Origin of the sequence: Nocardia sp. NPDC058499 (assembly GCF_042719915.1) — a bacterium.
Taxonomy (GTDB): domain Bacteria; phylum Actinomycetota; class Actinomycetes; order Mycobacteriales; family Mycobacteriaceae; genus Nocardia.
In genome coordinates this window covers 67,960-85,545 of record NZ_JBHXMZ010000017.1, presented here as the reverse complement: position 1 = coordinate 85,545, position 17,586 = coordinate 67,960, and the positions used below count along the sequence as shown (strand labels likewise).

Here is a 17,586-nt window from a genome sequence, read left to right as displayed (position 1 = left end):
TGTACCCACGCGAGTTCTTCTGTGCCACAAACAACTCCATTCAGCCACCCAATTCTACTTTGGGCTGCTGTCCGAGAATCTTGGGGCACCTCAAACAACATGTTCGAGGTCAAGTGGACAGACGACATCATGGTCGAGTTCCACTACCACCTGAGGAAGAAGCACCCAACTTTCGCGGACGCTCAGGTCGGAGGCGTTCGGAGCCGACTGGAACGCACCTTCAGCACAGGGCGCATAACCGGATACACCATCGATGAGTCGATCACCTACCCGGACATGGGCGATGCCCACGTGCACTGCGCCGCACTCCATGCCGGGGTCGACATCCTGCTCACCGACAACGATAAGGATTTTGCCGAGCTGGACGGCCTCCCGTACGAGATCTACAAACCAGACGACTTCTTCGAGCTGGTAGACGATTCCGCGCCCCGCCTCGTCCGCGCGGTGACTGCGGACCAACTTGTCTACCACATTAAAAGGGCAGCGGGCGCAGCGTCTCGTTGCCAGAGAAGCTGCGAGCCGCCGGCGCGCCAAAATTCGCCGAGCGGGTGCGCAAGCATGTGTTGGAACTCGACGTCAACACCCTGCTGGGGAGCTGAAGACCATGCCCAGCAGTCCCGTTCCGCCGTGGACTTCGGGGCAGGTTGAGTACCAGGCCGTGGGGAGTGCCCAACCCGACCATCCGGCGAACGGGGTCGCCGGAACTCCGACCGGTATTCACCGAACTCACCCGCCGGCGATGTTCTTACGGCCCGTCGGCAGCGGCCCGCGCTATCCCGGAATCGGATGGATGTGGTCATGCGGCGGGGGTGACCGCTCCCCGGCCGGGCTGCGCGCACCGGCGGCGGACCTCTCAACCGGGTGGCGGGGCGTTGTGAACTCTTCGACCCCGTTAGCCTGACGAAGGATCACGTCCGGAAGTGCGCGGAGTAGGAAGCCGAACCAGTGACTACTGACCACCTCGACCGTTGGAACGCTCACGAGGCTTCCGCGGAGGCAATGATTCCGATCATCGGAAGGCTTTACCGGGACAAGGGGGTGACCATCCTCCTGCACAGCCGATCGCTGGTGAACAAATCCGTGATCAGCATCCTGCGTACCCACCGATTCGCGCGGCAGATCGAGGGCGAAGAGCTGTCGATCGAGCAGACCCTGCCGTTCCTCCAAGCGCTCAGCGGGCTGGATCTGGGGCCGTGCAAGATCGACCTCGGCCGACTGGTCATGACCTACCGCACCGACGCCTGCGGACTGTCGATCCCCGAGTTCACCGCGGCGATGCTCGTCGACATCACCGACGGCAACAAAGCCGAATCGCAGGGCCCCCGGGACGTCGTCCTGTACGGTTTCGGCCGGATCGGCCGACTGGTCGCCCGGCTGCTCATCGAGAAGGCCGGTTCCGGGAACGGACTGAACCTGCGGGCCGTAGTAGTGCGTAAGGGCGGCGAGGGCGACCTGGCCAAGCGTGCGTCACTGCTGCGGCGGGATTCGGTGCACGGCCAGTTCGACGGAACGATCAAGGTCGACACCGGCAACAACACGATCACCGCCAACGGCAGCGTGATCGAGTTCATCTACTGCGATGATCCGGCAACGATCGACTACACCGAGTTCGGGATCGACGAGGCGATCCTGATCGACAACACCGGCCGCTGGCGGGACCGGGCGGGCCTGGCGCAACATCTGCGGCCCGGTATCGCCAAGGTACTGCTCACCGCGCCCGGCAAGGGCGATGTGCCGAATATCGTGCACGGCGTCAACCATCGCGACCTGAACCCGTCGGAGCGGATCGTCTCGTGCGCGTCGTGTACGACCAACGCGATCGTTCCACCGCTCAAGGCGATGGACGACGAATTCGGCATCGTCCGCGGTCACGTGGAAACGGTGCATTCGTTCACCAACGACCAGAACCTGCTGGACAATTTCCACAAAGCCGACCGCCGCGGTCGTTCCGCGCCGTTCAACCTCGTGATCACCGAAACCGGTGCCGCGTCGGCGGTCGCGAAGGCGATGCCGGACTTCAAAGCCAAGATCACCGGAAACTCGATCCGCGTTCCCACCCCCGACGTGTCCATCGCGATCCTGAACCTGCAACTCGAACGCGAAACCACGCGGGCGGAAGTGCTCGAGTACCTACGCCAGGCCTCGCTCTCCGGACCGTTGAGCCGCAATCTGGACTACACCGCGGCCACCGATGTGGTTTCGAGCGATTTCATCGGCTCCCGTGCGGCATCCATCGTCGACGCCAACGCCACCATCGTCGACGGCGACACCGCAATCCTGTACCTCTGGTACGACAACGAGTTCGGCTACTCGTGCCAGGTGGTGCGGACAGTGCAGTACATCTCGGGCATCGAATACCCGACCTACCCGCAGATCGGCCGGCCCGCCGAAGCCGCGCTCACCGCAACCCCGTAGCCGTCGGCCTCGTGCCCTGGCGCCGATCAGCAGGGGCCCGCGGCCCACAACAGGTTCTCTCAGCCGGAGCCCTGTTCGCCTCGAGCGATCCGAGGGTTGTGCATAGACGTCGACTTTCCCCCCACAGACCCGGGAGCCGGCTGGTTTCCGTGTTTACCGGGTGCGGCGCTGCCGGTGTATTCGGCGAGGTCGGAGACCAGCTCGGCGATATCGGGTATGCCGTCGAACCGGCGCCGGTGGATTTCGGCGATCTTGTCACCGACCGCCGGGTCCGGGTCGTCGGTGATATCGAACGACACGAACTTGTCGACCAGCGGTAGCCCGACCCGGTCCATTTCGAGGTGCGCCGGATGGTTCATGTACTCCTCGTAGGCCTGGAGGTTCTCGAGCACGGATACGGCGCCGTAGTCGAATTCACCGCCGATGTCGGGGCCGACGACGCGTGACGTGATCGCCGGGATGGCGTTGATGTGTTCGCGCATCTGCGCGAGGCCGGCCGCTTCGTCTTCCGCCGAGACACCGGGTTTCAGGGTGAAACGGATGCAGTGGTAGATCATCGGGCGTCCTCTGCGGTTCCTGCCGGGGTGAACGCGGCGGCGTAATCGCGGGCGAAGTCGGTGATATCGCGGGCGGGGTGGCCGGTGAGGTCGGCGACGGACGTATGTACGTCGGCGGCTTCGCCTCTGGCGTAGTGGGCGTAGTCCTCGACGAGGCCGTCGCGCTGCCAGAGCGGGAAACCCGCCAGTGCGGCGGCGAATTGGTCGGGAGGTGCGTCGCGGAAGGTGATGCTGTGGCCGGTGGCTGTGCTGATCGCGGCGGCGATCTCGGCGTGAGTTACCGCGCGGGGACCGGTCAGCGTGTAGGTGTGACCGGTGTGCCCGGTGGTTGTCAGTACGGCTGCGGCGGTTTCGGCGATATCCCTGATATCGATGGCGCTGACAGCGGCGTCACCGATGGGTGCGGCGAACCAGCCTTGGGCGATGGTGCCGGCGAATGCGAGCAAGGCTTGCAGGTAGAGGTTGGGGCGGAGCACGGTGTGGTCGAGCCCGAGCTGCTGCACATGTGCTTCGACTTCGGCGTGCCAGCGCAGGAATCGCACCGGCGAGTCGGTGCGGGCCGCGTACTGGGAGAGCAGTACGAGCCGGTTCACACCAGCGTCGTGGGCGAGGTCGGTGAACCGGATCTGGAGCGCGGCGGCGTCGGGGGCCGAAGGGCTGTTGAGAAAGACCGCGTCGACCCCTTCCAGCGCCGCGGTGACCGAGACCGGGTCCCGCAGGTCGGCGACGACGGTTTCGACGCCGGGGGTTACATGGCCGGGGTCGCGGGTCATGGCGCGGACGGTGGCGCCGCGGGCTCGCAGGGCAGGGACCAGTGCGGAGCCGATGGTTCCGGTTGCGCCGGTGACGAGGATGGTGGGAGTTTTCATCGTTGTGCGTCCCTTCGAGGAGGTCAGTGCGTGCCGATGGCTGTAAGGCCGGTGTGCCGGGTCCTGGCAAAGGAGATCAGCGATACCGCGAGCGCGATCAGGATGAGCGTGGCCTGGCCGAAGAACGCGGTCGTGAACGAGATATCTCCGGCTGTTCCGGCCGCGCCGATGGCGATTCCGGCGAGCGCGGCAACGCCGACCGCGCCACCCAGCTGCTGCGCGGCATTGACGAGCCCGCTGAGCAGTCCTGTTTCACTGTCGGCGCTGTTGCGCACCGCCATCGCGATCGCGTTGACGGTGCCGAGACCGAGACCGGTGCCGATCAGCAGAAACGCGCCCAGCAGGTGGATGGAGAAGCCGTCGGTCCCCGGAGCCGTCGCCAGCCACAGCAGGCCCGCGAGCAGCACGACGAGGGCGACCGGCAGCGCACCCGCCACCCCTACGCGCTTGGCCGGCAGCGGTGCGACCACGCTGCCGGCGATGATCATAACGGCGACGGGGATCTGCGCGATCCCGGCTTCGAACGGGCTCATCCCCAGCACATCCTGCTGATACTGGGGCAGGAAGAAGAACAGGCTCGTCAGTGTGGCGCCGATCAGCAACATCACCAGATTCGCCGTCACCACCGGTCCCCTGCGGAACACACCGAGCGGGATCAGGGGACGGACGGAACGCCGCTCGACGATCACGAACGCCAGCAAGGAAATGACCCCGGCGGCAAGGCCGATCGCCGTGGCGGGCGCGGTCCATCCGGCGTCGGAGGCGGAGACCATGCCCAGGGCGAGACCGGAGATCCCCGCCGTGACGGTGACGGCACCGAGCACGTCGAACTGCCCCGGGCTGCCCGGAACCGGCGGCACCGAGCGCCACACGATGATCGCCCCGATGATGCCGAAGGGAACCGGAGTCACGAACACCGACTGCCAGCCCAGCAGCTGTGTCAGCGTTCCGCCGAGAAAGACACCGGCGAGACTGCCGGCTCCTGCCACGGCGCCCCAGATACCCATCGCCCGAGTGCGTTCCGTGGGTGACGGGTAGAGGGCGAGCACGAGCGAGAGCGCGGCCGGCATCACGACCGCCGCCCCGATCCCCTGCCCGATCCGCCCGGCAATCAACATCTCGCCACTGGCGGCGAGCCCGCAGAAGGCCGAGGCCGCGAGGTAGACGGCCATTCCGGTCGAGAACATGGCCCGGGCTCCGAGTACATCGGCCAGGCGCCCGCCGAGCAGCAGGAGACCGGCGAAGGTCACCAGGTAGCTGTCCACGACGACCGTGAGTTCAGCGGCCGTGAGCTCGAGCCCCTCGCGGATCGTGGACCCGGCGAGGTTCACCATCGCGGCATCGAGAATGACCAGGAATACGGCAGTCGCCAGGCCGGCCATCGCGACCCCGCGCGGTAACCGTGAGCGGGCGGGCAATGTGGTGGGTGCGGTAGTCGTCACGCCTCGATGATTGCGTGGGCATACCCGCGCTCGCGTCGGCAAGAAATGCCTATCCGCCCCTTCGGGAAAGCGGTATGTCGTAGGTGACAGCATCGGGCCTATGGTTCGGAACACCGCGGCGCCCGTCCGCTCGCTCGTCGGCCGGGACGGCGAAAGCGAAGTCCTTCTTTCCCTGGTCCGCCGCGCAGAACAGGGCGAGGGCGGTGTGCTCGTCCTGCGCGGCGAGCCGGGTATCGGCAAGAGCGCGCTGCTGCATCACGTCGAACACGCGGCGCCGCAGCGGTTCCACATCATTCGCGCGTCCGGATCGGAGTTCGAGGACGGGATGCCCTTCGCGGCATTGCACCAGCTGTGCGTTCCGGTGCTGGCGCAGCTCGACACGCTGTCGGCGCCCTACCGGAACTCCTTGCAGGTCGCGTTCGGGTTGGCCGACGGACCCGCGGACCCGTTCCGGGTGGGTCTTGCGACGCTCGAACTCCTGGCCGCCGCCGCGGCGGAGCGTCCCCTGCTGTGCGTCATCGACGACGCGCACTGGATGGACACCGCCTCGGCGAGTGCCTTCACATTCTTGGCGAGGCGTATCGCGGCGGAGCCGATCGCGATGGTATTCGCGGCGCGCGACGAGGATCTCACCGGTGGATTGGCGGAGCTGCCGGGGTTGCCGGTCGGTGGCCTGAGTGACGCTCATGCCCGGGAGCTGCTGGCAACGGAGAAAACCGTGACGCTCGATGGGCGGGTACGGGATCGCCTTCTCGCCGAGGCCCGCGGAAACCCGCTGGCTCTGATCGAGTTGCCGAAAGCAGGTGGTTTCGCATTGCCGGCGCCGTCGCCGATCGGGAGCCGGATCGAGCGCAGTTTCCAGGCCAGGATGGCGGAGTTACCCCGGCAGGCACGGCTGCTGCTGATCCTCGCGAGTGCCGATCCCACCGGTGCCCCGGATCTGCTGTGGGCGGCCGCGCGGCGGCTGGACATAGATGTGCCTGCCGCCAGTGCCGCCGTCGCGGCGTCGGGGCTGATGGTGTTCGATACGCGTGCGCGCTTCTGCCACCCGCTGGCGCGCCGCCGCCGCTCCGAGCACATCTACGATCGCCTGACCATGCAGGAGATGCATATCGCGCGCGAGGTGGCGGCCGGTGCGACATCGAAGGAGGTGGCCACGCGGCTGTACCTCAGCAAGCGCACGGTGGATGCCCACCTGCGCAGCATCTTCCGCAAACTCGGCATCACCTCGCGCAGGCAGCTGCGGAGCATGCCTGATCTGGGGTAACGCGAGCGGTAGCGCACCGGCAGAGTTCCGCCACATGCGCTACCCCGGAATCGGGTGCATATGGTCCCGCGGCGGGGTGAGTTCGTCGACCACCACCAAATTCCCGCCGGACTGTTTGGCCTGATACATGGCGGCGTCGGCGGAGTGCAGCAAACGATCCGGGGTGGGTCGCGGGCATTGCGGGCACACCGTCGCATCGAAGACCGCGACCCCCACGCTCGCGGTGACTTCCACCGCGGTCGCCGGTGGTTCGGCGACCGCGAGGCGCAGGCGTTCGGCTTCCTCGCGGGCAGCGGCGGCGGGGATCGGCGCGGCGACCACGAACTCCTCCCCGCCCGTGCGCGCCACCACCGCCTGCTCCCCCGCGGCATCGCGCAGCCGCCCGGCGGTCCGCACCAGGACGGTATCGCCGACGCGGTGACCCCAGGTGTCGTTGATGTTCTTGAACCGGTCGAGATCGAAGGTCATCACGCAGATCGCGGGGTACCGCTCCACCAGCCGCGGTAGCCGGATCTCCAGGCCGCGCCGGTTGAGCAGTTCGGTCAACGGGTCCGACAGCGATTCGGTGCGCAGCAGCCAGTAGAGAATCTGCAACGCGGGGACCGCACTGACGACCGAAACGAACAGCAGCAGCGCGACCGCGATGGCCAGGCGAATATCCCCGCCACCGGTGACGATGCGTACCGAGAACATGATCACCGCGAGGAAAGCCCACACCGAATGGGCCGCGAGGACGCGCGCACTGTGGAAACCGCCCAGGTAGCTGCCACTGACCACGAGCAGAACCGTGCCCATCGCCCCGAACAGCCGGTCCGGCACCTGGAGGAACTCCACGATGAACAGCACGTCGGCGAAAGCCATCAGCGCCAGGGACTCGTTCTTACCCGGCCAGGGCAGCAGCCACCAGCGCAGCGCCCACAAGATCCCGGACAGCACCCCGAACGTCGAATAAATCCCGGGGCTGCCGGGCGGCCCCACCGGCGTCCCCGTGATCACGGCGCCCATCATGGCTATCAGCACGCCCGCGACACCGATCAGGATCTTCAGCGGCAGCAGCGCTGACCGGGCCTTCAGAGTGCGCACCAGCCAGCGGTAGTCGACCGGGTCGTTCCACCAGGCCCGCAACGTCTTGACGTTGTTCATCGACTCACCTTTGGTCCCGGCCGCGTTGCCCACCACCGCTCGTACCGAATGCGAGTTCCGGGAAATCTCACCGGCTCGTGCGGTGCAGTCTAGACCGAACGCATTCATAACCGACGGGCGAGTATGTGTTGTACCCCACGACCAGCCCTCCGAGTTGATGACTCCCGTTCGAGGAACGGCGGGCAGTTCGTGCCGCCACCTGCGCTCTCGACGACACGCCGATCCGATGGCACACGCCGTCCACGATATGACTTCACATCCGCCCACCCCTAGCTTTGCTGCATGGTCGGAGCGGTACGCCCGACGATGGCGGGCATCGGAGTCGGGGCGGTGTGGACGCCGGTCCGGGGCCAGGTCATCCGTTGATCAGTTCTTCGCTCAGGTCCCATAGACGCGTCGCGGACTGCGGATCGACGGCGTGTGGGACGACTTCGGCCGGCGGATCCGGATCGGCGCCGGTGATGGGCGCCGGGTTCTCGTCCAGCGTCGAGATGTCGTTGTCTTTCAGATAGACGCCGCCGACCCCGTCCAGCAATGGACTGGACGCCGCGAACACGGTGGTAGCGGCGCCCTGCTGTGGGTTCTTGATCCCCCGATGGGGGGCGACAACCGGCCGTCCGGCCTCGTCGATCAGGCCGGTGGCCCGCAACTGCTCGACGCCGACCGAACTGTTCAGATCGGTCCCGGGCACGATCCCCGGATGGACTGCGTAGCCGCGGATACCGTCCCCGGCCCAGCGGCGGTCCAGTTCGACGGCGGACAGGATGTTGGCGGTTTTGGACTGCCCGTAGGCGAGCAGGCTCTGGTATCCGGTCGCGAAATGCAGATCTTCCCAGCGGATGCCGGAGATGCGGTGGCCGCCGGAGGACAGGTTGACGACGCGGGCCCGGTGCGCCGCGCGAAGGGCGGGCAGCAGGCCCAGGGCGAGCTGGAAATGGCCGAGGTAGTTGGTCACGAACTGCATCTCGTAGCCACGGGCGTCGCGTACCAGTTCCTCGTAGAGCGGGGCACCGGCGTTGTTGATCAGGATGTGCAGCGGACGGCCGGATCCGGCATACCGCGCGGTGAAGGCGTCGATGGACGCCGGGTCTGCCAGATCCAACCGGTGGACCTCGACGCGCCCTGTACCGGCCAACGCCGCTGCGGCACGATCTGGGTTGCGCGCACCGGCGGTTACGGATGCGCCGGCCTTGCCCAGGGCACGGACCGTCTCCAGGCCGATTCCGGCGTGCCCGCCGGTGACGATGGCGTTGATGCCGTTCAGATCGATTCCCGCGAGGACCTCGTCGGCTGTGGACGCCGCGGTGAACCCGGACCCGAGTGGCTGCTGTTTCGCGTACATGTCTTCACGCTATGGACAACATGGTGAACTTTGAATAGTTGACAGTCCCGTATTCTTTCGCGATCGTTCAGGAGTGAGGAGCGACCCGCTGTCCGAGATTCTGGATCTCGTCGAGATCCAGGGGGTGATGTCCACCGGTATCGCCGCCGACGGCGCCTGGGTTGCCCGCGGGCCGCTGGTGGATCACCCGCTGAAGTTCGTCGCGGTGGCCCGCGGCAGCGTTCGGCTCACCACCGACGACGGCAACCGACCGCTTCTTGTCGAGTCGGGCGAGGTCGCGATTCTGAACAATCGGTCATGGATGGAAGTCCGCGGTGGAGACGACGACGTACCTCCTCGCGAGATCGACGTGTCGAGCCCGGGCTACAACGTCCACGACGACGCCACGGATGTGGTGTTCGGCGGCCACATAACCCTGAACGCGATCGGCCGATCCCTACTCCTGCAAACGCTTCCGCCGGTGGCGCATGTCCGCGCCGCGAGCACCACCGTCCGTCTCCGCGACGGGCTGGACCGGCTCCTGGCCGAAATGTCCGCTCATCGCATGGGCGCCGGCTTCGCCGTGCGCCAGCACGCCCAACTGGTGGTACTCGACATGCTGCGCGTCTACCTCGATCAGGCCGAGCTTCCTCCCGGACGGCTGCGGGTGCTGACCGACGAACGTCTCCACAACGCGGTGGCCCTGATGCACGCCGAGCCGGGCCGAGCATGGCGGCTGGCGACCCTGGCGCAGGCGGCTGCCATGTCCCGCACAGCATTCGCCACCCGTTTCCGAGCCGTGGCGGGCATACCGCCGCTCACCTATCTGAACCGCTGGCGAATGCTGCTGGCACAGCAGGCTCTGCGCACAGGTGACACCCAGGTCGGCGCACTCGCCTCCGCACTCGGCTACACCTCGGACAGCGCATTCAGCACCGCATTCAAACGCGAAGTCGGAGAATCACCACTGCGGTACCGAAAACGCGCTCAGGAGGAGGCTGCCGAACTCGGCGGCCAGGCACCGATCCGATCTCGAGCCTTCGAAACGCTGGACAGAGATGGCATACGGGGTCCTGAGTCGCCGCAGGTTCGCGCCGATGGACCGTGATCCGCGCCGGGAAACGTTTCCCGAGCGCTACGGTGTTTCGTTGGACCACTCGCCGGGTGACGGAAGCACATAGGAGAACCGCCGGACCAGTGGAAGCCATCGCTGCAGTTCGGCGAGGTCGGTCAGCGCGGTGAGGTGGGCGACCCGGGTGAGACCGTGGTGCAGCCGGCGCCACTCGCCCGTGCGGTTCTGCGGGATCGCACCGGCGATCGGATTGAACCAGCCGTCGGCAACGGGATAGGGCTCGAGGTCCGCGATGAAACCGTCCAGCGGCGCGCCGGACGGGCGCTGAGTGAGCCCACCGGCGAGTTCCCGGCCCGTATCGGACGGCCCGTCCAGAACGACACCGAGCAGTTGAGTCCCGGCGGTGAGCAATCCCAGCAGCACGATGATCGCCTGGTAATCACCCGGCCGGCCGTATCGGCCGAGAAATGGCGACCCCTCGGACGCGTCTCTGATGGCACGAATCATCCGATACAGGTTGACCAGGCGTTTGGCTTCTCGTGGGGTGTCGATCAGCGCGTCCAGCGCGCCGAGAAGGGTCAACTCGGGCTCGGTCAAGGGATGAGGTGGTGCGGGCCCCGCTCCCACCTGTTGTTGCCGGTCGACCTCGGACCCGCGTTCTACCTCTACAACCGCAGTATCAGCCGTATCGGCTGCTGGACCGGCCGGTGTGGCCGAGGCCCCCGGCGACGGATCGGCGAGCGCGTCCCGGGACGCGCCGGTTCCGGCAAGCGAGCGAAGCAGGCGTTCCAGACTGTCCGACGTCATGCCCGGCAAGACAAGCGGAATGTTCAGAATCTTCTCCAGATAGTCCTCCGGCGTGCGGTGCAGTTCCTGCGGATCATTGTCGTCGCCGGCGACAAGCAAGTCGGCGTAACTGCTGCGCAGCGAATGCAACAGCCACCGCGGATCGACGCCGACGACGACCACGAACAGTTCGAAGGCCAGTAGTAGATGCACCGCCTGCAGCACCTCGACCACCTGGGCAGGTTGGCATCGGTCCAGATCGTCGATGTACAGGACGATACGGTCCACGGGCCGGCGGGACCGACCCCATTCCTGGTCGCCGGTCTGCCATTCCACCATCAATTCCGCGAGTTGCTCGAAATCCTTGCGCACCGTGGAGATGAGCCCCAAATTCCCCGAATAGGCGTCGCTGCGAGCGCGTTCGGCAATGAAATTGTGCAGGCGGCGGCCCGGCGCGAGCGCCGCAAGTTGCCGGCCGAGCTCGCCTACCTGGGTGACGACCTCGTCCAGCTGGGCTTGTGCGATGTTCTGTTCGGCCTCGGCCGCCCGCAACCGGTCCAATGAATCCGACATCTGTTCGGTCACCGCCGCATCGGCCGCATCGCGCATACCGGCGTGTAGATCCTGAGCGACCTCGCGGAGTTTCTGCACGCCGCTGCGCGCCCGGGCGAGCCAGGTGACCCCGGTCCCTGCGAGCAGGCCGAACACACCGGTCAGACCGATCAGCCATTCGCGCAGCGCCGGCGCCAGTAGTGCACCGAGTACGCCGGTCAGCAACACCACCACCGCCGCCGCCAGCGCGATCCGGCCCCGGCGGTCGGACGGGACCCGCCGCAGTGCTTCGGCTTCGGTCAGGGTGCCGTGCATTTCCTCGGCCAGCAGCCTCGCCTGAGCTGCCTGGTCCGCGATACCCAAGTGCCGCCACAGGTTGTCGATCCGCTCCCGGAACTCGCCGGAGTTCCGGAGCGCGGAGAGGAGATCACCCGCCGTCGTTTCGCGCGCAGCGGTCGCGCGCTCGATTTCGGCCCGGAGCGCGGCCGCGGTTTCCCCGGCTTCCCGGGTGGCGAATTCGAGTTGTCTGCGCTGTTCCACGCGCTGGGCCAACTCCCGGCGGATATGTTCGGCGCGCTCGCGCGAGCCCGGTTCGGAGCCGGCGAGCTGGCGGAAGATCTCGTCCCCCAGGCTGGCCCACAGATTGCTGTCGGTGTAATGCCATGCGTTGAAACCGATCTGCACGATTTCGGTGCAGTACCGGTCGCCCGTGCCGACGAGGCGTTCGATCCGCTCGCGCAGCATGGCCATGAAGTAGCTCTTACCCGAACCCCATGCGCCGAATATTCCCACCGACAGCGGCAATGGTGTCTCGCGGTCCGCGATGACGGTGGCCAGCATGGAGACGTACGGGGCAACACCGAGTTGGTCACGGCTCAGGGGGATGCCGGCGTTCGGATCGACCAGGTCGCTGGTCAGTCCACCGACCGGTCGTGCAGGCATATGGGGTAGGGACCGGGCGAACTCCGCGGCGATGAGCTGCGCGTCCTGTGGGTCCTTGCAGAAGAAAACAAGCCGGTCCAATTGGGGCTCTGTTGTTCCCGCCGCATATTCGATCGCAGCGGAGACGAGGTCCTCGGCCGCCTCGGCGACCGGATTGTTGAGCATACCGGCCGTGAGGAGCGGTAGTCCCAATGCCCGTGAGCCTCCCTCGGCCGCGACCCGAATCGCTTCCCGCGTGGCGAGCCGCAGGACGTTGCCGGAGGGGCCGACGCCGTCACCGCCGTATTCCCGGGGATTCACCAGCAGGGCACGCCGGTCCGGCATCAGTTCGAAGAACCGGGGGTGGCGGGCATCGATCAGTTCGAACTCGATCAGATTCCATGCCGCCTCCGGGAACGCCTCACGCAGGGTGTTTCCCGGCATTCCGACTCCGGAGCCCACCGACACCGCGATGGTGTCGATATCCAACTCCCAGGGGGTACTGGTTTCCGCCACCACGAATCGGGTTGTGCCGACAGTGCCGAGTTCGGTGACCGTCGCCGCCTCGGATGTGGTCATACCGACCTGCCCCCATTCGTTCACTGCCCGCACGCCCGTTCTGCGGTACTCCACTCATCGGGATCCAGAGCACCGGCGATGCCGGCCAGGTCCGCTGCGGGCCGAGGAGGCCAAGTATCGCACCGATACGCAGCTCATGCACGAGAGGCCGTCCAGCACAGCCGTTCTCGATAGCGCGGAGCGGCGTATCGGCGGGCCACCGACCGACTTCCGAGATCAAGCGACCTGGTGCCATCTGCTGGAAACCCGGCCGGGGCACCAGGTCGGTGATACGGCAGCGCCGGACCTCAGCCGGCATACATGGGCTGTTCCTCCCGAGTGGCACTCTCCGACTCGGCCGCGATCGCGGCGCGCGGTCGCGGGTCGCGTAGGGCCGGGAGGATCGCGGCAACCGCGAGGACCGCGAGGACGACACCGAGGACGATCGGGGCGCGGAGGCCGTATTCGGCGAGGAGGCGGGAGCCGAGTGCGGAACCGAGGACCACGCCGAAGGTGATGAACGAGGTGTGGATGGTGTTCACGAGGACGCCGGTGCCGCCGGCGCGTTGGACGCGGACGGCCATTGCGGGGTTCATCGTCACGCCGACGAGGCCGATACCGAGCATGAACAGGATGGCGAGCGGCTGGGAGCCGGTGCCGACTGCGAAACCGAGGAGGAAGACGATGTTCAGGAGTGTGCCCACCAGAAGCGTGGGCACGGTGTGACGGTCGGCGAGGCGGCCTACGACGAAATTGCCCACCAAGGTCGCGGCGCCGTAGGCGAGCAGGAGCAGTGGGACCGAACCTTCGGTGAAGCCGCTGACCCGGGTGAGGATGGGGGCTAGGAAACTGAAGACAGAGAAGGTCGCGCCGATGATCAGGGTGCTGGAGACCAGTGCCAGGAGGAGTCGGGGGCTGCGGAAGGCCCGTAGTTGCTCGCTGAACGTTGCGGTTTCGGCGTCGGCTTCCTCTGAATCGCGCGGATTGCGGACCAGGGCCAGAGTGAGCGTGGCCGCCACCGCGGTGAGGACGGCGACTGTCCAGAAGGCGGACTGCCAGCCGAACCGGCCGCCGATGGAGGTGGCCAGCGGTAGGCCCAGGAGCGTGCCCAGCATCAGGCCGCTCATGGCGACACTCACCGCGCGGCCGCGGACGCTCGCGTCGACGATACGCATGCACACCGAGACCGCCAGGCCGAAGAATGCTTGCGCGGCAATACCGGTCACGATCCGGGCGACCACCATCACGGAGTACGAGGAAGCCAGCGCGGCGAGCAGGTTACCGGCGAAGAAGATCGCGAAGACCACCATGATCGCGGTTTTCGGGGGGATCCGCAGGAGAGCCAGGATGAGCAGTGGTCCGCCGAAGGCCATGGCCAGGGCGAAAATCGTGACCAGATAACCGATCTGTGCGATATCGGTGTCCAGGCTCTCGGCCAGCTGCGGCATGAGGCCGGCGACGGCGAATTCGCTGGTGACCATGGCGAATACGCCTGCGGCGAGGACGTATACAGCGGCAGGTATCGCAGATGCGCGGCTACCGGACGGGGTCGGTGTCAACAGAACTCTCCTGAGAATTTTGAAATGAACGTTCTAAAATTGGAACAGTTGAGGGCATGAAAATCTCGCCGCAGCCCGCACTATGACCATCACCGCCGCGGTCGGCACGTCACAACCACCGCCGCTTCGCGAGCGAACATTCTGTAACAGTTTGTCCAAAATAAGCAGATGCCACCGGACCTGTCCACCCATATCGGCTCAGCCGTCCAACTGCTGCGGCCGCAGGCTCCGCAGCGTTGCCGCGATGATGTCGTCCGACCACGCCGCCGCGACCCTGCCCTGCGAAGCCACCCGCAACCCCCCGACCGCCGAGTGCACGAAGGCGGCAAGCCCCGCGGCGGAAATACTCGTCGTCACCTCCCCCGCCGCCTGACCCGCCCGCAACACGGCAGCGAGCAACTCCAGACGGGCCGTGGTGTCGCGGCCGACTCTGTCGACACAGGCCTCGTAAGCCGTATCGTCGGCGAGTTCGGTCACAGTATTCACCGCCAGGCAGCCCCGCGGCGCACCCGAACCGGCACGTTCGGTTTCTTCCGCCGCAACCCCGCGAAGCAGCGCCTCGATCCGGTCGACCGCCCCCTGCCCGGTGTCGCCGACGACTTCCTCGGCACGCGCCAGCGTCAGGTCCAGATAGGCGTCGAGACACTGCGCGAACAGTTCATCTTTGCTACCGAACGCGTTGTAGAGGCTACTTCGGCCGAGACCCGTTGCGCGACACAAGTCTTCCGCACTCGTGGCGTGCAACCCGGATTGCCGGAACTGACGAGTGGCGGCCTCGATGACCCGTTCGCGGTCGAAGCTCCGTGGTCTTGCCATATCCGCACCCTAACCCATTTTGTAACGAACTGTCCATAACTGCGGATCGGCGACCGCCGGGCATTGCCCGGGCCGCCGGCTTCAGCGATGATGAGCAGATGAGCATGGTCCGGCTCTCGACCGAACTGCCCATCCCCGCACGCGACGCCTGCCTGCTGGCGCAACGTCCGGAACTGTTCGAATACGTTGTCGCGCCCCTGCTCCGTACCCCGGACCTCGATTTCCCGGACCCGATCGCGCCGGGCGTCTCGGGTTCGGCACGACTGTGGTGGTTCGGCGTGCTACCGAGCTGGACCCATCGGCTGACGCTGATACATCTCGGCCCCACCGAGATCTACACCAACGAAAGCGGCGGCCCGGTCCGCGTCTGGAATCATCGCCTCACCTTCACCCCGGGCGATGCCACCAGCTGCCGCTACACCGATGAAATCGAGGTCGAGGACGGCTGGCGCGGTATCGGCGTCCGGTTCTTCGCCGAGCTGATGTTCCGCCACCGGCAGCGCCGCTGGCGCGAACTGACGCGCGTGCTCGCGGCCAGTGGCTGGGTGCGCGGCGAACGTTTATGAGCGCGCCGATCAGCCGACGTCGCGGCGCAACCAGGTGATCTCGGCCCCTTCACTACCGGTGCGGTAGACCTCGAGGTCCTCGTCCCAGGCGGTACCGAGCGCGCGGTCGATCTCGGCGGAGAGATCGTAGGCCGAATGCCGGCCGAGTTCGCGGGCGGCCTGCAGCATGACCCGCAACCGCATCTCGCTCACCATCACATCCCCGTTGGCGCTGGTCGCGCCGTGCCACAGGCCCAGGTTCGGGACGAAGCTGTAGCGTTCGCCGTCGACTCCCTCACTGGGATCCTCGGTGACCTCGAATCGCAGCACCGGCCACGAACGCAGGGATTGCGCGATCCGGGCGGCGGTACCGGCCGGTCCGATCCATTCGGTGGTGGCGCGGAGTTGCCCCGGCGCCGCCGGCTGCGCGGTCCAGCGCAGACCCGCGGGGCTACCGAGTGCGGCCGCGAGCGCCCATTCGATATGCGGGCACAGCGCGGTGGGCGACGAGTGGATATAGACCACACCCGCCGTTGCCTCCGCGTATCGGGTCGATGCGCGCACCACGTACACCTCCGGTTTCGACGATGCTCGTCTTCCCCAACGGTCCGTCGAAAAGGCGTTGCCCGAGTGTACTCGAGTGCCCGGTGTTACACGTGTTACTGCGCAGCTGTGTTGCGGGCGAGTGTGGCCTCATCGATCACCGAATCACTGAACGGAGGCCATACTTCGCGCGACCAATCCCCGAAATTCTCGTCGCTCAACGCCACACAGGCGAGGTCGAGCTGCGGATCGACCCAGAGGAACGTACCCGACTGCCCGAAATGACCGTATGTCCGTGGCGAGTTCGCGGTACCGGTCCAATGCGGTGATTTACCGTCGCGGATTTCGAAACCCAGGCCCCAGTCGTTGGGTCGCTGCGAACCGAACCCGGGCAGCACCCCGTTGCTGCCGGGAAACTGGACGGTGGTCGCGTCGGTATGCGTCTGCGGCGAAATCAGCCGCGGCTCGAGGAGTTCGGCGGCGAAACGCAGCAGATCGGCCAGCGTGGAGTGTGCGCCGTGCCCGGCCGAACCCGTCAATTCGGAGGCCTGCATCCCCAGCGGCTCGAAAACGGCTTCGCGCAGATACTGCGGGAACGGGATACCGGTGTGCTCGGCGACGAAATCGGCCAGCAGTTCGAAACCGGCGCTGGAATAGATCCGCTTGGCGCCGGGCCGGGCGAGGATATCGGTGGTGTCGAACGCGACCCCGGAGGTATGCGCCAGCAGATGGCGGACGGTCGAACCGGGCGGGCCGGCGGGCTGGTCGAGTTCGATGGCGCCTTCCTCCACGGCGATCAGCGCCGCATACGCCACCAGCGGTTTGGTCACCGAGGCGAGCCGGAAGACCCGGTCGGCGTCACCGGCCGACCACTGCCCGTCCCGGGTGACCACACCGGCCGCCGCATGCCGGACCGGCCATTGCTTGATCTGCTCGAGTGCGCGCACACCCCCGAGGTTACGAGACCGTGCCGCTGACGTGGAACTCACCCGAGCCCTCATGGGAACGAACACCTCGGTCGGCGCACCACGCGGCCGATTCAGATATCGGGGAGGCCCACGGCACGCACAGTTCCACCCGGCCCGAAACCAGGGCTGGCGGGGAGGGCCTCGGACGGGCCAGGAGCCCCAGAAAAAACGGGAGCCGCGAGGGGCCCGCCGGGTGGGTCCGTGGTTGGTGTCGGTTTGACTTGTTGTGTCTCGAACTTTTTTTTTTTTCCT

General features: G+C 66.6%; 15 protein-coding genes. 4 read left to right on the top strand and 11 right to left on the bottom strand.

Annotation, left to right across the window (positions count from 1 at the left end):
• Positions 1-90: 90 nt before the first annotated feature.
• Entirely contained in the window at positions 91-471 is a 381-nt protein-coding gene (locus ACFWPH_RS32410; protein ID WP_378756070.1) for a hypothetical protein, read from the bottom strand.
• 474 nt (positions 472-945) lie between these two features.
• On the opposite strand from ACFWPH_RS32410, the gene ACFWPH_RS32405 reads away from it, so the two are divergent.
• The gene (locus tag ACFWPH_RS32405) at positions 946-2,415 is read left to right on the top strand and encodes a glyceraldehyde-3-phosphate dehydrogenase (RefSeq protein WP_378756069.1); all 1,470 of its coding nucleotides are present in this window, start codon (positions 946-948) and stop codon (positions 2,413-2,415) included.
• Positions 2,416-2,474: 59 nt separating this feature from the next.
• Here the strand turns inward: ACFWPH_RS32405 and ACFWPH_RS32400 are convergent, their stop codons facing one another.
• Genes ACFWPH_RS32400 through ACFWPH_RS32390 form a run of 3 tightly spaced genes read right to left on the bottom strand, consistent with a single transcriptional unit; the run spans position 2,475 to position 5,283 of the window.
• Positions 2,475-2,972, bottom strand: coding sequence for a Dabb family protein (locus ACFWPH_RS32400; RefSeq protein WP_378756068.1), 498 nt, complete (start codon positions 2,970-2,972; stop codon positions 2,475-2,477).
• Complete coding sequence (locus ACFWPH_RS32395) at positions 2,969-3,841, bottom strand: NAD(P)H-binding protein (protein ID WP_378756067.1); 873 nt, start codon at positions 3,839-3,841, stop codon at positions 2,969-2,971. The genes ACFWPH_RS32400 and ACFWPH_RS32395 overlap by 4 nt, the downstream gene beginning before the upstream one ends.
• 23 nt (positions 3,842-3,864) lie before the next feature.
• Positions 3,865-5,283, bottom strand: a complete 1,419-nt coding sequence (locus ACFWPH_RS32390; protein WP_378756066.1) for an MFS transporter — start codon at positions 5,281-5,283, stop codon at positions 3,865-3,867.
• Between the two features lie 100 nt (positions 5,284-5,383).
• Here ACFWPH_RS32390 and ACFWPH_RS32385 point away from each other — a divergent pair, with 100 nt between their 5' ends.
• Positions 5,384-6,550 carry an AAA family ATPase gene (locus ACFWPH_RS32385; RefSeq protein ID WP_378756065.1) on the top strand — a complete coding sequence of 389 codons (1,167 nt, stop codon included), beginning with the start codon at positions 5,384-5,386 and terminating at the stop codon, positions 6,548-6,550.
• 39 nt (positions 6,551-6,589) lie between these two features.
• Here ACFWPH_RS32385 and ACFWPH_RS32380 read toward each other — a convergent pair whose 3' ends face one another.
• Together ACFWPH_RS32380 and ACFWPH_RS32375 are read right to left on the bottom strand one after the other, a co-directional pair.
• Positions 6,590-7,693: a GGDEF domain-containing protein gene (locus tag ACFWPH_RS32380; RefSeq protein WP_378756064.1), complete on the bottom strand. Its 1,104-nt coding sequence runs from the start codon at positions 7,691-7,693 to the stop codon at positions 6,590-6,592.
• Between the two features lie 355 nt (positions 7,694-8,048).
• Positions 8,049-9,035, bottom strand: a complete 987-nt coding sequence (locus ACFWPH_RS32375) for an SDR family NAD(P)-dependent oxidoreductase (protein ID WP_378756063.1) — start codon at positions 9,033-9,035, stop codon at positions 8,049-8,051.
• 73 nt (positions 9,036-9,108) lie between these two features.
• Between ACFWPH_RS32375 and ACFWPH_RS32370 the strand changes: the two genes are divergently transcribed.
• Positions 9,109-10,122: an AraC family transcriptional regulator gene (locus tag ACFWPH_RS32370; RefSeq protein WP_378756062.1), complete on the top strand. Its 1,014-nt coding sequence runs from the start codon at positions 9,109-9,111 to the stop codon at positions 10,120-10,122.
• 27 nt (positions 10,123-10,149) lie between these two features.
• Here the strand turns inward: ACFWPH_RS32370 and ACFWPH_RS32365 are convergent, their stop codons facing one another.
• The 3 genes from ACFWPH_RS32365 to ACFWPH_RS32355 all read right to left on the bottom strand — a co-directional run bounded on the left by ACFWPH_RS32365 (position 10,150) and on the right by ACFWPH_RS32355 (position 15,278).
• Complete coding sequence (locus ACFWPH_RS32365) at positions 10,150-12,924, bottom strand: P-loop NTPase fold protein (protein WP_378756061.1); 2,775 nt, start codon at positions 12,922-12,924, stop codon at positions 10,150-10,152.
• 287 nt (positions 12,925-13,211) lie between these two features.
• Entirely contained in the window at positions 13,212-14,462 is a 1,251-nt protein-coding gene (locus tag ACFWPH_RS32360) for an MFS transporter (protein WP_378756060.1), read from the bottom strand.
• A gap of 198 nt (positions 14,463-14,660) precedes the next feature.
• The gene (locus tag ACFWPH_RS32355) at positions 14,661-15,278 is read right to left on the bottom strand and encodes a TetR/AcrR family transcriptional regulator (protein ID WP_378756059.1); all 618 of its coding nucleotides are present in this window, start codon (positions 15,276-15,278) and stop codon (positions 14,661-14,663) included.
• A gap of 98 nt (positions 15,279-15,376) precedes the next feature.
• On the opposite strand from ACFWPH_RS32355, the gene ACFWPH_RS32350 reads away from it, so the two are divergent.
• Positions 15,377-15,844 (top strand): hypothetical protein, encoded by a 468-nt coding sequence (locus ACFWPH_RS32350; RefSeq protein ID WP_378756058.1) that lies wholly within the window; start codon positions 15,377-15,379, stop codon positions 15,842-15,844.
• Positions 15,845-15,853: 9 nt separating this feature from the next.
• On the opposite strand, the gene ACFWPH_RS32345 is transcribed toward ACFWPH_RS32350, so the two are convergent.
• Positions 15,854-16,387, bottom strand: a complete 534-nt coding sequence (locus ACFWPH_RS32345) for a DUF3145 domain-containing protein (RefSeq protein ID WP_062976631.1) — start codon at positions 16,385-16,387, stop codon at positions 15,854-15,856.
• Positions 16,388-16,482: 95 nt separating this feature from the next.
• Complete coding sequence (locus tag ACFWPH_RS32340) at positions 16,483-17,313, bottom strand: serine hydrolase domain-containing protein (RefSeq protein WP_378756057.1); 831 nt, start codon at positions 17,311-17,313, stop codon at positions 16,483-16,485.
• Positions 17,314-17,586 lie beyond the last annotated feature (273 nt).

What these genes read in the sequence shown, in the direction of transcription:
- ACFWPH_RS32400 (WP_378756068.1), bottom strand. Translation starts at nt 2,972, where the DNA reads ATGATCTACCACTGCATCCGTTTCACCCTGAAACCCGGTGTCTCGGCG.
- ACFWPH_RS32395 (WP_378756067.1), bottom strand. Translation starts at nt 3,841, where the DNA reads ATGAAAACTCCCACCATCCTCGTCACCGGCGCAACCGGAACCATCGGC.
- ACFWPH_RS32385 (WP_378756065.1), top strand. Translation starts at nt 5,384, where the DNA reads ATGGTTCGGAACACCGCGGCGCCCGTCCGCTCGCTCGTCGGCCGGGAC.
- ACFWPH_RS32380 (WP_378756064.1), bottom strand. Translation starts at nt 7,693, where the DNA reads ATGAACAACGTCAAGACGTTGCGGGCCTGGTGGAACGACCCGGTCGAC.
- ACFWPH_RS32375 (WP_378756063.1), bottom strand. Translation starts at nt 9,035, where the DNA reads ATGTACGCGAAACAGCAGCCACTCGGGTCCGGGTTCACCGCGGCGTCC.
- ACFWPH_RS32365 (WP_378756061.1), bottom strand. Translation starts at nt 12,924, where the DNA reads ATGACCACATCCGAGGCGGCGACGGTCACCGAACTCGGCACTGTCGGC.
- ACFWPH_RS32355 (WP_378756059.1), bottom strand. Translation starts at nt 15,278, where the DNA reads ATGGCAAGACCACGGAGCTTCGACCGCGAACGGGTCATCGAGGCCGCC.
- ACFWPH_RS32350 (WP_378756058.1), top strand. Translation starts at nt 15,377, where the DNA reads ATGAGCATGGTCCGGCTCTCGACCGAACTGCCCATCCCCGCACGCGAC.